Consider the following 14,705-nt stretch of genomic DNA (forward strand, 5'->3'; position numbering starts at 1 on the left):
GTGCGCCACCTTGCAATCCACCATCACCGCGCGCAGGTCGCGCTTGTATTTGGCGAGCGCCGCGTACAGCAACAGCTTGCGCTCATGCTCGGGCAAGTCCAGCACATGGCTGAGCATGTCGATATTGCGTACCAGCAGCACGCGCTCGCCGTCGAGACGCGCTGCCAGCGCAGCCGCCGACGCGTCGAACACGGCAAACATATCCTTGGCGTGATGCTTGACGTACTCATCCAGGTAGTAGAACAGCGCGCTCTCATCGAACGCGCTGTTCCATTGCCCGTGCCGCTCCAGGAATTCTTCGGGCGTGAGGCGCGCGGCGCCCTTCCAGGCCGGCATATCGGCGCAGCGCGCGGCAAGGAAGCGCTGGACGCGCAGCACCACGCCGTACGGCCACACCATCTCCTGGGCGCTGACCGTCAGGATGTCGTTGATATTGCTGCGCAGGTTGAATCTTGGCCCGAGCGAGCACACGACCCGCAGGGCGAACTGGGCGCACATCCAGTCAAGCGCGGAGGTGCATGGCGCGCCGGTAGCGGCACGCAGGAGGGTCGAGCGGTCGTCTTCGGCGAAACGGGTGAAGTCCATGGCCTGGTCCTCTCGCACGGGGGAGCGCCGTGGCCGGCGCGGCGAAATGCTCGAATGGCTCGTCTTTTTCCTATGCTAGCGCGCTTTGTGGCAGATCGGGCATTGCCGGCAACCCTGTGCCGTGCGAGAGCGCGCATTTTGTCGCAGCCGCGGGAAGACATCGCCAAATCGGCGTATAAAGACGGCTGCGCGGCAGCGATTCAATGCATTGCACAAAATTCCACCAAATAAGAATCATTATCGTTTATACTGGGCACCTGACACGCTGCCTCGAGAGCGGCGCTCCCACCGGCATCACTGTTGAAGGAGCGTTTATCATGGAATTGCTGCTTAGCTTGCTGGTCGGTTGTGGCATCTCGCTGATCCTGTTCTATCGCAAATAGGCCCTATCGCTAATAAAGCCGGCGCCGCGCCAATTCGCCGACATCTGCTGTTTTCTCATGTTCGATCAACGTTTTTTCAAGATCACGCTCGCCGTCCTGCTGTTCCACGTCGGCCTGCTTTACCTGATCCAGAGCGGGCTGGGGCGCAAGATCACGGAGGCCGTGATCTCGCCTGAAATCGTCGCCCGCATCATCCCGCTCGAGCCGCCTCAAAAGCCCGCCGTCGAGACGCCCAAGCCAAAGCCGGAAGCCCCGCCCAAGCAGGTGAAGGTGACCACACCCAAGCCTGCCACGCCGCAACCGCGCCCCACGCCGACGCCGGTGGCATCGCTGCCGCCTTCGCCCAATGCCGTGGAAGCGCCGCCCGCGCCGCCTGCACCACCGGCGCCGCCTGCGCCCGCCCCCGAGCCGCCCGCCGCTGTGTCGGCAGCGCCACGCGCGGTTGGCATCGGCGAGATCCAGTGCAGCCCGCCGCAACCTGCCTATCCGTCGCAATCGCGCCGCATGGGTGAAACTGGCAAGGCCGTGGTGCGTCTGACTACAGACGAGACCGGCAAGGTGGTCAAGACCGCGGTCGTGACCTCTAGCGGGTCCTCCAGGCTGGACCAGGCTGCCGTGGACGCGGTGCAACGCATGCGCTGCAAGCCCTATCTGGACAACGGTCGTGCCGTGGCGGTTACCGCCCAGCAGCCGATCGGGTTCGAACTCAACTGATTTCAATACCGACCTTACCAGGAACCCAACATGCAGGACCTCGGACTTTCTCACCTCTGGACGCAAGGCGATTTCGTCATGCGCACCACCGCCATCATTCTGCTCATCATGTCGCTGGCTTCGTGGATCGTGATTCTCACGAAGGCGTGGGATCTCTTCCGGCTCAAGAAGATGGCGAATGGCGCTGAAAAGCAGTTCTGGCACTCCGACGATTTCGACCACGCCCTCGAAACCCTCGGCAGCAGCGAAGCCAACCCGTTCCGCACGCTCGCCATGACCGGCAAGGAAGCCGCGCAGCACCATCGCGCCAGCCAGCCGCAACTGCACGACGTGATGGACATCTCTGACTGGATCACCCGCTCGCTCAAGAGCGCCATCGACGAGGCCGTTGCACGCATGCAATCGGGCCTGGCCGTGCTGGCTTCCGTCGGTTCCACGGCGCCGTTCGTTGGCCTGTTCGGCACCGTGTGGGGCATCTATCACGCGCTGATCAACATTGGCGCCTCCGGCGTGCCAACCATCGACAAGGTGGCAGGCCCGGTGGGCGAGGCACTGATCATGACCGCTTTCGGCCTGGCCGTTGCGATCCCCGCCGTGCTCGGCTATAACGCACTGACCCGCGGCAACAAGGGCGTGATCTCGAAGCTCAATCGCTTCGCCCACGACCTGCACGCCTACTTCGTCACCGGCGCCCGCGTACGCCCGACCAGCGCCGGTGCGCGCGCCGCTGATGACAACAATGTGCGCCTCGCAGTCAAGAATCAGTAAGGCCGCAAGCAAGGCAAAAAGGAAGTCATCATGGCATTCGGCACCCTCGACTCGGACGAAAACGAAGTAATGAGCGAAATCAACATGACGCCGCTGGTCGACGTCATGCTGGTGCTGCTGATCATCTTCATCATCACCATCCCCGTGATCAACCACGCGGTCAAGATCGACCTTCCGCGTGCCACCAACACGCCCAACGATCCCAAGCCGCAGAATATCAACCTGTCGATCGACGCCAGCGGCAAGGTCTTCTGGAACCAGGCCGAGATCGATGAGCCCACGCTCGAGGCCAACATCGCGCAGGCCGCGCAGCAGCAGCCGCAACCCGAACTGCACCTGCGGGCCGATCGCGACGTGCGTTATGAGCGTGTGGCAGAAGTCATGGCAGCCGCGCAGCACGGCGGATTGGGCAAGATCGGTTTCATTACGGAACCCAAGCACTAGCGTTAGTCGCGCCGCACCCTTTGGGCCGGCAGCGAACATCGACAAAAAGGGCACTCCATGGAGTGCCCTTTTTGTTTGCGTCGGCCCGCTAGCCCGATTAAAAATCCCTATTGTAATGATAACAATTCTCATTTAAGATTGGACCAACTTGAACCCGGTCGTGACAGCACGCAGTCCCGCGTTGCCGCCACAGACCACCGGACCGGAGCCCACCCATGAGCACCCTGACCCTGCCGCTGTCGCAACCGCATGAAGTCACCCGCCGCCGCCTTTCCCTGCGCCGCGTGGAAGTCAATTCCAACAAGGCTGCGCAGGCGCGGCGCGAAAACCCCGCCAGCGCGGCTATCGAATCGATGAAATCTGCCGTAGCTGCCCTGCCCGCCCGGATCGAAGCTCTGGTGCGCGATAGCCTTCCCGCAGCGCCCGCCGGCGATGCAGTGCCCCTGGATTCGTTGATGCGCGGCACCAACCTGCTGCCGATCCTGCATAACGGCGAGGTCTACACGCTGCGCATCACGCGCTATGGCAAGCTGATCCTGACGAAGTAACCGCGCACAGGCGTAAGCCCGCGCCAGCGCAAGCCATGCCGCGGGAGACCATGTAACGCTGTATGGATTTCTATGGATGCAGGAAGGGCTACCGGAACCGGCAGCCCGGCGCTAATGCCCCTCGACAGGCTTCAGCATCAGGGAGCAACAGCAATTTGTTCCGCAATAAGCAGGAGGTGCCTGGACAGTGAGCCGCGCTCACTGTCGGCACTACGCCCGCCTCTGCTTGCAGACGAGTATCAGACGCCCAGGGCGGCAATGCCCGCGCGCGCGATCTGTGCGTCTTCGGTCGACTTCACGCCCGACACGCCAACCGCACCCACTACCTGGTCATTGACCACGATAGGCACACCACCCTCCAGCATGCCTTGCAACACCGGCGCGGTCATGAACGAGTGACGGCCGTTGTTGATCATGTCTTCGTAGACCTTGGACTCGCGACGGCCCAACGACGACGTACGTGCCTTCTCGGTGGCGATATAGCTCGAGATCGGTGCGGCGCCATCCAGGCGTTGCAGTGCCAGCAGGTGACCACCATCGTCAACGATGGCAATCGAAACCGCCCATTGGTGATTCTTGGCTTCCAGCTCGGCTGCGGCCAGTACCTTCTTCACATCATCTGCCGTCAGCACGGTTTTTTGCTGCATACCACTCTCCTCGAAGATCATTTCAGTGAGCCGGAAGTATAGCGCCACGGCCCTTGGCATGACCATGCCACCACCGTCCTGGCACCTGCCCGCAAAAAGCAAAAGACCCGCTCGACGCGGGTCTTTTGATGATTCACGGCGTTGCTGAATGCGGACTGCCGAAGCCCTCAGGGCTGCGGGCTTGTGTCCGGCAAACTCAGGCTCCGTCGCTGAACTGGTCGCGGCGATCGCCAACCTTGGCGCCGTCGGTGAACGGATCAACCTTGCGTGCGCCGTCGGTGTACGGGTCAACCTTGCCAAGCTTGGCGCCATCGGTGTAGGGATCGACCTTGCCGATCTTGGCGCCATCGGTGTAAGGGTCTGCCTTGGCAATACCGGCTGCAAAGGCGGAGGCGGAGAGTGCGGAGAGGGCGGTCAGGGCTGCGATCGCCACCAGGCTGTTTTTGATCTTCATGGGCGGATCCTCTTGGGAATTAGGTCGTGCTGGAGGGGCGCTGGATGATGAAGCATTGCGGAATCTTGTCATCACGGCGTCACAGCAGCAGTATAGGGGGAAACCCTAATAACGATATGAGCGCCGGTTTGACCTGTCTCTTCAAATTTTTTGAACCTGCTGATAACTATGGAACCTTGTCCCGACTGCCGCCTACAGTTTGTCTCCCAGGGCTATGCCTGAAAAACGAAAGGGCCCCGCAGGGCCCTTTTCACCAGCCTGCGCGAGGCAGGTCGTTCATGCTTATCGCCAGTGGCGTCCATGTCCCGGGCCATAGTGGCCCCGGCCATAGTAGCCCCGCTCGTAGTAGCCGCGGCCGTAGTAACGCGGGCCATAGTAGCCCGGGCCGTAGTAGCCCGGGCCCGGACCGTAATAGACCGGAGGCGGACCATAGTAGACAGGAGCAGGCGCCATGATCACGGGCGGCGCGGCAATATAGGCTGGGGGCGGATAGTACGCCGGGCCGCCGACAACAACGCCAGGCACGCCAATCGCCACGCCAACGCTCACATGGGCCATTGCCGCACTGGATGCCAGCGCCCCAAGCAAAGCGAGTCCTGCGAGCCACCAACGTTTCATGATCCTTGCCTCTTGCAATGCGTTATTCGATACAAGGTATTGTAGGTTCTTGAAAAAAAGCAGGTGAAACCGAGAACGTTACATTGTTACCAGGAGTAACAATCGACACATAAACACGCTGCCCCCGCCCACTTGGCTGCCTGCGGCGCAAATCCCGCGCGGAGCTTGCATCACCGCGCCCAACCGACCACAATATCGGGCTTGCCGTGCGGCCGTGGAGAAATTGGTAGACTCAGCAGACTTAAAATCTGCCGCCTTTACGGGCTTACGGGTTCGACCCCCGTCGGCCGCACCAGCATCCACCCTTCCCTCGGCTTCGCGTGCTCAGGCCACCGCCGCGCACAACAGCGCGCCACCGCACACCAGGAACACAAACAACAGACCGGCCAGAACCAGGGGCTTGCGCCCGGCGCGCAGCAAGGTGCCAATGCGGGTGTGCAAGCCAATTGCCAGCATCGCGCAGGCAAGCAGCCAGTTATCGAAGTCAAGCAGGGCAGGCTTCCAGTCCTGGGGCACGAGGCCCGCGGAATGCACGGCCATCACCGCCACAAACCCCACCGCGAACCACGGAATCGCCTTCAGGATAGCGCCCCAAGGACGCCCGCCTGCCGCCTTCGCGCCTTTGCCCTCTTCCTCGAGCCCGATGCCGGCCTTCGGCAACAGCGCCAGCACCAGCAACAGGGGGCCCAGCGCCAGCACGCGCACCATCTTGGTCACCACGGCGGCATCCGCGGTGGCATCGCTGACCATCTTGCCCGATGCGATGACCTGTGCCACTTCGTGCAGCGTGGCGCCGGTGTAGATGCCAAACGTGCGCTCGCTGATGGCCAGGTGCCAGTGCTGCGTGGCCAGCTCGAACAGATAGGGATACAGCAGCATGCCGGCCGTGCCGAACAGCACCACCGTAGCCACGGCCACGGCCGTCTGGCGGTCGTCGGTGCGCACCACCGAAGCCACCGCGATGGCTGCAGCGGCGCCACATACCGCGCTGCCCGCGCTGACGAGGATGGCTTCCCGGCGGCTCAGCCCCAGCAGCGAAGAACCGATCCAGATCCCCAGCAGCATGGTCGACACCAGCATGGCCAGCGGCACCAGCACGCCTGCCAGGCCCAGGTCGGCGATAGCGCCGAAGGTGAGGCGCAGGCCATACAGCGCCACGCCGAGGCGCAACAGTTGCTGGCGCGCCAGCTGCATGCCCGGCGCAAGCGGAGTGAGCCAGCGTTGCGGGAGCGTGTTGCCCGCCACCATGCCGGCGAACATGGCCAGCGTCAGCGCGCTCATGCCGAGGTGGGAGACCGCCGGGTGTGCCGAGAACACCATGGCCAGCCAGGCGATGAAACCCAGCGGCACCAGCGTCAGGATCCGGGTCGGCCACGAGGGGGGTTCGACGCCGAGATTGGCAACTGCGGACGAAGGAGTGGAAGACATGGCGGGGGTCCTGCCCGTAACGCCGGAGGGCTTCGGGGCGCATATTGAGTATGTCCGAAGCGTACTTAGCTGGCCTAAATCTGTAAAACAGGTAATATCGCTATACGTTACCTGTTTTGCAGATATGAACCATCGCCCGCTTCGCCTGACCCTTCGCCAGCTCTCCGTTTTCGTCGCGGTGGCGCAGCACGGCAGCACCGTGGCTGCGGCCGATGCGCTGGCCATGTCGCAATCCGCGGTCAGCGCCGCGCTGGCGGATCTGGAGGCCGCACTGGGCGGCGCGCTATTTGACCGGGTCGCGCGCCGCCTGAGCATCAATGAGACCGGCCGGCTGTTTTTCCCGCGCGCGCTGTCGCTGCTGGACCAGGCACAGGAACTCGAGCGCTTCACCGTGCAACCCGGGGTACAACTGCGCATTGCCGCCAGCAACACCATCGGCAGCTATATCCTGCCGGGCCTGCTCGCGGGCTTTCGACATGCGCAGAGCGGGCCCTGCGCGCTCGACATGCGCATCGGCAATACGCGCGAGGTCCTGCAGGCGCTGCTGCATTTCGAGGCAGATATCGGGTTGATCGAGGGCACATGCCACGAGCGCGACCTGCGCAGCGCCCACTGGCGGGACGATGTGATGGTGGTGGTGGTCAGCCCGTCACACCCGCTCGCAAGCTACCCTGGCAATCTGGCCGCCTTGCGCGACGCCGACTGGGTCGTGCGCGAACCCGGCTCGGGCACGCGCGAGATCATCGAGCAGCGGCTGGCACCACTGCTGGGCGAGTTGCGCTTCGCGCTGGAGCTGGGCAACTCCGAAGCGATCAAGCGCGCCGTGATGAGCGGCTACGGGGTGAGCTGCCTGTCGCTGCAGGTGGTGGAAGACGAATTGCGGCACGGCACCCTGGTGGCGCTGCGCGACGGCCTGCCCGACGTGGTGAGGCCGCTGCATCTCGTGGTCCACCAAGACAAATACCCTACGCAGGGCCTGCTGGCCTTTACGGAGTATCTCCGCCGCGATGCCGCGGCAACCAGCCAGTGAGCCGCAAAATCCGCGGCAAGCCCACGATCAGGCGGGCTGGGGATCCGCTTCGCCTTCCTGCTTGGCGGTATAGCGATCGAGCAGGTGGAACAGCAGCGGGTTGAGCACGATGGACAGCAGCGCGCCGGCCAGGATCAGGGCGTGGCCCCGCTCGGGGAGGATCTTCAGGTAGACGCCGAGGCCCGCGAGGATAAAGGAGAACTCGCCGATCTGGGCCAGGCTGACCGCAATGGTCATGCCGGTACGGGTGGAATGCCCGAACACCCGAACGATGCAAAGCGCGGCGAGCGATTTGCCCACCACGATGATGAACAGCGTGGCCAGCACGCCCCAAGGATCATTGATCAGCACCTTGGGGTTGAACAGCATGCCGACCGATACAAAGAACAGCACCGCGAACGCGTCACGCAGGGGCAGCGACTCCTCTGCCGCGCGGTGACTGAACTCCGATTCCGCCAGCACCATGCCGGCAAAGAATGCACCTAGCGCAAACGACACGCCGAACAGCGAGTACGCGCCAAAGGCCACGCCAAGCGCCGTTGCCAGCACCGCCAGACGGAACAGTTCGCGGCTCCCGGTCCAGACGATGCGCTCCAGCATCCAGGGAATAAAGCGACGGCCGATTACCAGCATCACCGCGACGAAGGCGGCCACCTTGCCCAGGGTAGCGAACACGGCGAACACGATGTCACCTGACTCCGGTGCGGCCGCGCCTGAAGCCGTGGCGTCTGCGGACGGCGTGAGCAGGCCGGCCAGCGCCGGCAGCAGCACCAGCGTCAGCACCATGGCCAGGTCCTCCACGATCAGCCAGCCCACCGCGATCCGGCCCTGCGGCGACTCCACCAGCTCGCGCTCCTGCAAAGCCTTGAGCAACACCACGGTACTCGCCACGGAAAGCGCCAGCCCGAAGACCAGGCCTGACCCCCATTCCCAGCCAAAGCCCCAAGCTGCGCCCATCCCGAGCAAAGTGGCAATGCCAATCTGCACCACCGCACCCGGAATGGCGATCGTTTTCACCGCCATCAGGTCCTTGAGCGAGAAATGCAAGCCAACCCCGAACATCAGCAGAATCACGCCAAGCTCCGCCAGCTCCGGTGCCAGCGCCTGATCCGCGGTGTAGCCCGGCGTATACGGGCCGACCACGATGCCCGCGCACAAGTAACCGATCAGAGGCGGAAGCTTTAGCCGGTTGGCCAGCGCGCCCAATATAAACGCCAGGACGAGACCGCCGACGATGGTGCTGATGAGCGGGGTAGCGTGATGCATGCGATCTGGGTTCCTCGTGCTTGGCCATGGCGGCGGTGACTGGATGCCCCGCCCGCCCCCAGCGGCAATACGGCGGGGACCACAAAGCGCCCTCTGGGCTGCGTGGCGGCGTTGAACGCCGGGCGCAGGCCGAGAGGTACCGCACTGATTGAGGGAAAACGGGAACGGGGGTTTTACAGCAGCCCGGGGGCGAAAAGCGTGGCATGGGTCCAAGCGGACGACGATGGCACGCTGTTCAGGTCGGATATCCCCTGAACGCCCCGTGAAGACTACACCATGGAATGTAACACGATCACCACAATGGCAAAGCGCGGAATCGGGGCAGGATGTACCCCCCATCACCGCAGAAACTCTCTGCCGCCCCCTGCCACCCTGCCGCCTGCAGTCCTATCGCCCAGCTAGATGGAACGTCGCCACGGTATCGCGCAACTTGTGGGACTGTTCCTCCAGCGAGTGCGCGGCCGCTGCCGCCTGCTCCACCAACGCCGCGTTCTGCTGCGTGACCCGGTCCATCTGCCCGACGGCCTGGTTGACCTGCTCGATCCCGGTGCTCTGCTCGCGCGAGGCCGCGGCAATCTCCCCAATGATGTCGGACACGCGCCGCACTGCCTGGCGAATCTCGCTCATGGTCCTGCCCGCATCCTCGGCCTGTGCCGAACCCTGGCGAACCGTGCCGACCGAGGTGTCGATCAAGTCCTTGATTTCCTTCGCCGCGCTGGACGAGCGCTGGTCCAGGCTGCGCACCTCGCCGGCCACGACCGCAAAGCCACGGCCCTGCTCGCCGGCGCGAGCGGCTTCGACCGCCGCATTGAGCGCGAGGATATTGGTCTGGAAGGCGATGCCTTCGATCAGCGTGGTGATTTCAGCGATGCGGGTGGAGCTGCTGCTGATTGCACCCATGGTTTCCACCATCTGCTGCACGGCCGTGCTGCCGTACTCCGCCACCTCGGCGGCATTGTCCGCCAGGCCGCTGGCCTGGCGCGCATTGTCGGCATTCTGGCGCACGGTCGCGGTCAACTCCTCCATGCTGGCGGCAGACTGCTCCAGCGATGCCGCCTGCTGCTCGGTGCGCGTGGACAGGTCCTCGTTGCCCGCCGCAATCTGATGGGCGGCCGTACTCACCGAATCGGTCGCCAAGCGGACTGCACGCAGTGCCGACGCCACGCGCTCGATCAACTGGTTGAAGGCAACCGCCGTGCGCCCGATCTCATCCTCGTGGCGCACCGACGCGCGGCGATCGAGGTCCAGCGACGCGCTCACATAGCGCAGGGTCTGCTCGATCTCGGCCAGGCTGTTGTGGATGCGGCGGTAGAGCGAATAGCCCAGCGCACCGGTGACAAGGAAGGCGCAGGCAATGATCGCCGAGAAGACCGTCAAGGCCAGTCCGTACGCCTTGCCGTTGCTCGTCACCACCTGCTCGCCCAGACCCGCGTTGTACGCCACGTGCTCGTTGATGGCCGTGCGCAGCGCCTTGGTCGCGGCAAAGAGCGAGCCCCCCCGTCAGCATGCCCCGCGCGCCTTCGTCGTCGCTGGCGGCGAACCGTTCCAGGAAGCGCTCCCGCTCCGCGCGATATTGCTTCACCGCAGCGCGGTCCACCTCCAGCAGCTTGCGGTCGGTCTCGTCGGAAAGATCGCTGCGCTCGTAGTTGGCGACCGCGCTATCGAAGGCCTCGTCCGCCTTGGCCAGAGCCGCCACGGCTTGCGCGCGGCTGCTTGCCTCCGGCGACAAGGCATAGCGGTAGAGCGACACGCGCATGGTGCTGACGGTATCGCGCAGGTCGCTCAGCGTGCGCACGCTGGCGAGCGTGTTGTCATTGAAGTAGGTAAAGCGCTCCTGCGACTCGCGGAGCTGCCAGAGGCCGCCAACTCCGACGGCAAGCATGGCAAGCAAGGCCAGCGACAAGGTGGCCAACAGGCGTTGAGTAATGTTCATGGCACATGATCAGTGCGCGCGAGGGCGACACCGATTCTCCAGGAAAGGTGGACGATGACATGCCTCCCCGTGGGCAACGGGAACGGGGCCAGGCAACCTGCTTTCGAAGCGCGCTTGCAACAATCTCGGGATCCGGCGGGCCGTCTTTTGAACGACTCTCACCTCCGCCTTTACGGCAGCCGCCGGAATAGCTGAAGCAGAATCGTGAAATAAAACGAAAATAAGCGATGATCTTAGGAGTAATCCTAAAAATCGAAGAGGATAAGAGACAATGAGAGGGAACGAGATGCCTGATCAGGCGGAAACTCGAAGAGGGAAGGAATCGCCGCAGCGGATGGCGTCCGTGATCGGATCGCCAGAAAGCAAAAAGCGCCACCGGTGAGGGTAGCGCTCTGTGCTTTGACTATCTTGGAGGCGGGGGTCGGAATCGAACCGGCGTACACGGCTTTGCAGGCCGCTGCATGACCACTCTGCCACCCCGCCGGGTGACGGCTGCTGGATTGTAACCGCATTCGCCAGACCCTGCCGGGCTGCGCTTGCGCATTACCATCACAAACAAAAAGGGAAGCGGTGCTTCCCTTTGGGATTGGAGCGGGAGACGAGGCTCGAACTCGCGACCTCAACCTTGGCAAGGTTGCGCTCTACCAACTGAGCTACTCCCGCATTGACTACTCTGCGTGCCAATCTGGAACCACACGACAAACACCGTGGGCTTCCACATCTAACCGAAACCTGGAGCGGGAGACGAGGCTCGAACTCGCGACCTCAACCTTGGCAAGGTTGCGCTCTACCAACTGAGCTACTCCCGCAGGATCCTGCTAACTTCTTACTTAAAACGCAGTTTCTGTGCCGATACCGCTCACTTCACGCTACGTTCTTGCTGCTTTTCGCTTCGTTCGGTTTGTTTCGTCAGAAGCGAGAACAGGATTATTGCAAATCAGCGGCGTGGTCGTCAAGCATATTTTTCATCGGATCATCACTTTTGTGCGGTGGCCTCGCTACTCAGCCCACTGCGTTCGCGAATCTGCGGCCACGCCAGCTTCATGTAATAGAACATCGACCACAGGGTCAGCACCGCTGCCACATAGATCAGCCACGCGCCGAGCACGGAAGCATCGACGATGCCGAGCAGGCTGTCGTTGAAGAGCAGCAAAGGGATCGCGATCATCTGGAAGGTGGTCTTGAGCTTGCCGAGGAAATTCACCGCGACGCTCTTCGATGCCCCGATCTGCGCCATCCACTCGCGCAGCGCGGAGATGGTGATCTCCCGGCCGATGATGACCAGCGCGATCAGGTCGGCCACCCGGCCCAGCGCCAGCAGCGACAGCAGCGCTGCCGCCACCATCAGCTTGTCGGCCACCGGATCGAGGAACGCGCCGAAGGAAGACGTCTGGTTCCAGCGCCTGGCCAGGAAGCCATCCAGCCAGTCCGTGACCGCGGCCACGATGAAGAAACCGGCTGCCGTCATGTTTTTAGCATGCATCGGCAGCCATGCTTCGGGCAGGTAGAACACGCCCACCACGAGGGGAATCATGGCAACACGGAGCCAGGTCAGCAGGATCGGTATATTCAGCGGCATGGGGGCTCGGAACGAGGCAACAGCAATGGGCAACGCCGAGATTGTCGCCTATTTCAACGATGGCCGAGCATTTCCTGCCACATGGGTGTCGGATTTGGCCGGATCAATGCAGCTGCCGATAGATTTCCTCGGCCAGCGCGTGCGAGATGCCATCGACGCTGGCCAGCTCGTCGATGCTGGCCGCGACCACCCCGCGCAGGCCGCCAAAGCGCGTGAGCAGCTTCTGCCGGCGGCGGGCGCCGACGCCCTCGATCTCCTCCAGCCGCGAGGTATTGCGCACCTTGGCGCGGCGCGCGCGCATGCCGGTGATGGCAAAGCGGTGCGCCTCATCGCGGATCTGGGCCACCAGCATCAAGGCCGCACTGCCCTGCCCCAGCTCGAGCGAAGGACGGCCATCGGCGAAGATCAGCGTCTCCAGCCCGACTTTGCGGCCCTCGCCCTTGGCCACGCCGACCAACAGGCCGATATCGAGGCCAAGCTCCTCGAACACTTGGCGCGCGACCTCCACCTGGCCCTTGCCGCCGTCGATCAGCACCACGTTCGGGACCAGCGTCAGCGCGCTGGATGCACTGGACGCACTGGACGCACCCGCCTCGCCGCCTTGCCCGCCGCCCTCGGGGCCGGGTTCCTGCGCCTGCTCCAGCATCTCCACCAGCTTCTGGTAGCGGCGGGTCAGCACCTGGCGCATGGCGGCGTAGTCGTCGCCAGGCGTGATGTCCTGGATGTTGTAGCGGCGGTATTCCGCGTTCTGCATCTCGTGATGGTGGAAGACCACACAGGACGCCTGAGTGGCCTCGCCAGCCGTGTGGCTGATGTCGAAGCATTCGGCCCGCAGCGACGCCAGGTCTTCCATGTCGATGCCGATCGTATCGGCCAGCGCCCGCGTGCGGGCCTGCTGGCTACCCTGCTCCGCCAGGCGCCGCGACAACGCCAGCTCCGCGCCCTTCTGGGCCATCTCCAGCCAGGAGCGGCGTTGCCCTTGTGGCTGGCGCACCAGCGTGACCTTGCGCCCGGCCTGCATCGAGAGCGCCTCCAGCAGGGCCTTGTCCGGCGGCACGTGGCTCACCACCAGGATCGGCGGCACGGCCTGGTCCAGATAGTGCTGCGCCATGAAGGCGGACAACACCTGCGCGGCGATCCGCTCGACCGGTATGCCGGCCGGGCCGCCGGGCACTGCCGCGCCTTCGCCACCCGCCTCGCCCGGCTCGATCACCGCGCTGGCGCCGACATCCTCGTCCTGGTGCTCGACAATCATCGCGCCTTCCTCGGCGTGCGCCGGGAAGTAGGCCTTGTCGCCAAGATGGCGCCCGCCGCGCACCATCGCCAGGTTGACGCACGCACGGCCACCCTCCACCGCCACCGCCAGCACGTCGATGTCGCTGGACTGCCCGACCTCCTCCACGGCCTGCCGCTTGAGCACGGTGGACAGCGCGCCGATCTGGTCGCGCACCGCCGCCGCCTGCTCGAACTCCAGCCGCCCGGCGTGCTCTTCCATCTTCGCCTGCAAGCCGTCGAGCACCTCGTTCTGACGGCCTTGCAGGAAGCGCGCCGCATTGCTGACGTCGCGCGCGTAATCCGCCTCGCTGATGGCGCCCACGCAAGGCCCGGTGCAGCGGTGGATCTGGTGCAGCAGGCACGGCCGCGTGCGGTTGGTGAAGACGGTGTCCTCGCAGGTGCGCAGCTGGAACACGCGCTGCAGGATCTGCATGCTTTCGCGCACGGCGCCCGCGCTGGGGAACGGCCCGAAGTACTGATGCTTGCGATCGGTGGCGCCGCGGTAATAGGCCATGCGCGGGAAGCGATGGCTGGTCAGCTTGACGAACGGATACGACTTGTCGTCGCGGAACAGGATGTTGTAGCGCGGCGCCAGCGCCTTGATCAGGTTGTTCTCCAGCAGCAGCGCCTCGGCCTCGGTGCGCACCACCGTGGTATCGATGCGCACGATCTTGGCCACCATCATGGCAATGCGCGGCGACAGCAGCGTCTTGTTGAAGTAGCTGGAGACGCGCTTCTTCAGGTCGCGCGCCTTGCCCACATAGAGGACATTGCCCTGGGCGTCGAAGTAGCGGTAGACCCCGGGCAGGCCGGGCAATTGCGCAATCACGGCCTTGGCGTCGAACGGCGCCTCCGGCACTGGCTCGGGAGGTGCCGCGCAAGGGGTCGCCAAGGACGCCTCGGCCGGCTGCTCGGACAGTCCTTCCGGCTGGGCGGCGGCGGACGCGCCCTGATCGTGGGTTTCAGGTTCCTGCTGGGACATCGGGAGCGAATTGACCGTGGGATGGCACGCGGCGCGCATGACCGGCAGGGC

General features: G+C 64.1%; 13 protein-coding genes, 4 tRNA genes and 2 pseudogenes. 6 read left to right on the plus strand and 13 right to left on the minus strand.

What is annotated here, in order from left to right:
• Positions 1-585, minus strand: a pseudogene (locus ACYP5B_RS36775) (ATPase); the annotation flags it as partial.
• Positions 586-1,025: 440 nt separating this feature from the next.
• On the opposite strand from ACYP5B_RS36775, the gene ACYP5B_RS36780 reads away from it, so the two are divergent.
• The 4 genes from ACYP5B_RS36780 to ACYP5B_RS36795 all read left to right on the plus strand — a co-directional run bounded on the left by ACYP5B_RS36780 (position 1,026) and on the right by ACYP5B_RS36795 (position 3,442).
• Positions 1,026-1,682, plus strand: coding sequence for an energy transducer TonB (locus tag ACYP5B_RS36780; protein WP_459572881.1), 657 nt, complete (start codon positions 1,026-1,028; stop codon positions 1,680-1,682).
• 30 nt (positions 1,683-1,712) lie between these two features.
• A complete protein-coding gene (locus ACYP5B_RS36785; protein WP_267603765.1) occupies positions 1,713-2,450 on the plus strand; it encodes a MotA/TolQ/ExbB proton channel family protein in 738 nt (245 codons plus the stop codon).
• Between the two features lie 30 nt (positions 2,451-2,480).
• Complete coding sequence (locus ACYP5B_RS36790) at positions 2,481-2,894, plus strand: ExbD/TolR family protein (RefSeq protein ID WP_267603766.1); 414 nt, start codon at positions 2,481-2,483, stop codon at positions 2,892-2,894.
• A 215-nt stretch (positions 2,895-3,109) separates the two neighbouring features.
• Positions 3,110-3,442 (plus strand): hemin uptake protein HemP, encoded by a 333-nt coding sequence (locus tag ACYP5B_RS36795; protein ID WP_318231382.1) that lies wholly within the window; start codon positions 3,110-3,112, stop codon positions 3,440-3,442.
• 239 nt (positions 3,443-3,681) lie between these two features.
• Here the strand turns inward: ACYP5B_RS36795 and ACYP5B_RS36800 are convergent, their stop codons facing one another.
• The 3 genes from ACYP5B_RS36800 to ACYP5B_RS36810 form a co-directional block, all read right to left on the minus strand.
• Positions 3,682-4,089, minus strand: a complete 408-nt coding sequence (locus ACYP5B_RS36800) for a heme-binding protein (RefSeq protein WP_006158644.1) — start codon at positions 4,087-4,089, stop codon at positions 3,682-3,684.
• Positions 4,090-4,285: 196 nt separating this feature from the next.
• Positions 4,286-4,543, minus strand: a complete 258-nt coding sequence (locus ACYP5B_RS36805) for a hypothetical protein (RefSeq protein ID WP_006158643.1) — start codon at positions 4,541-4,543, stop codon at positions 4,286-4,288.
• 282 nt (positions 4,544-4,825) lie between these two features.
• Entirely contained in the window at positions 4,826-5,161 is a 336-nt protein-coding gene (locus ACYP5B_RS36810) for a hypothetical protein (RefSeq protein ID WP_459572882.1), read from the minus strand.
• A 208-nt stretch (positions 5,162-5,369) separates the two neighbouring features.
• Between ACYP5B_RS36810 and ACYP5B_RS36815 the strand changes: the two genes are divergently transcribed.
• A tRNA-Leu gene (locus ACYP5B_RS36815) sits at positions 5,370-5,456 on the plus strand.
• 29 nt (positions 5,457-5,485) lie between these two features.
• On the opposite strand, the gene ACYP5B_RS36820 is transcribed toward ACYP5B_RS36815, so the two are convergent.
• Entirely contained in the window at positions 5,486-6,589 is a 1,104-nt protein-coding gene (locus ACYP5B_RS36820) for a YeiH family protein (RefSeq protein WP_459572883.1), read from the minus strand.
• Between the two features lie 124 nt (positions 6,590-6,713).
• Between ACYP5B_RS36820 and ACYP5B_RS36825 the strand changes: the two genes are divergently transcribed.
• The gene (locus ACYP5B_RS36825) at positions 6,714-7,619 is read left to right on the plus strand and encodes a LysR family transcriptional regulator (RefSeq protein WP_318231385.1); all 906 of its coding nucleotides are present in this window, start codon (positions 6,714-6,716) and stop codon (positions 7,617-7,619) included.
• A gap of 27 nt (positions 7,620-7,646) precedes the next feature.
• Here ACYP5B_RS36825 and ACYP5B_RS36830 read toward each other — a convergent pair whose 3' ends face one another.
• The 8 genes and pseudogenes from ACYP5B_RS36830 to uvrC form a co-directional block, all read right to left on the minus strand.
• A complete protein-coding gene (locus tag ACYP5B_RS36830; protein ID WP_318231386.1) occupies positions 7,647-8,885 on the minus strand; it encodes a cation:proton antiporter domain-containing protein in 1,239 nt (412 codons plus the stop codon).
• A 387-nt stretch (positions 8,886-9,272) separates the two neighbouring features.
• Complete coding sequence (locus ACYP5B_RS36835; RefSeq protein ID WP_459572885.1) at positions 9,273-10,262, minus strand: methyl-accepting chemotaxis protein; 990 nt, start codon at positions 10,260-10,262, stop codon at positions 9,273-9,275.
• Positions 10,263-10,434: 172 nt separating this feature from the next.
• Positions 10,435-10,818: pseudogene (locus ACYP5B_RS36840) on the minus strand (MCP four helix bundle domain-containing protein); the annotation flags it as partial.
• Positions 10,819-11,227: 409 nt separating this feature from the next.
• A tRNA-Cys gene (locus ACYP5B_RS36845) sits at positions 11,228-11,301 on the minus strand.
• Between the two features lie 104 nt (positions 11,302-11,405).
• Positions 11,406-11,481 (minus strand) — tRNA-Gly (locus tag ACYP5B_RS36850).
• Positions 11,482-11,551: 70 nt separating this feature from the next.
• Positions 11,552-11,627 (minus strand) — tRNA-Gly (locus tag ACYP5B_RS36855).
• Positions 11,628-11,794: 167 nt separating this feature from the next.
• Positions 11,795-12,397: a CDP-diacylglycerol--glycerol-3-phosphate 3-phosphatidyltransferase gene (gene pgsA, locus ACYP5B_RS36860; RefSeq protein ID WP_459572886.1), complete on the minus strand. Its 603-nt coding sequence runs from the start codon at positions 12,395-12,397 to the stop codon at positions 11,795-11,797.
• Between the two features lie 103 nt (positions 12,398-12,500).
• Positions 12,501-14,654: an excinuclease ABC subunit UvrC gene (uvrC, locus tag ACYP5B_RS36865; protein WP_459572910.1), complete on the minus strand. Its 2,154-nt coding sequence runs from the start codon at positions 14,652-14,654 to the stop codon at positions 12,501-12,503.
• Between the last annotated feature and the right edge of the window lie 51 nt (positions 14,655-14,705).

This window comes from Cupriavidus sp. 8B, assembly GCF_054589115.1.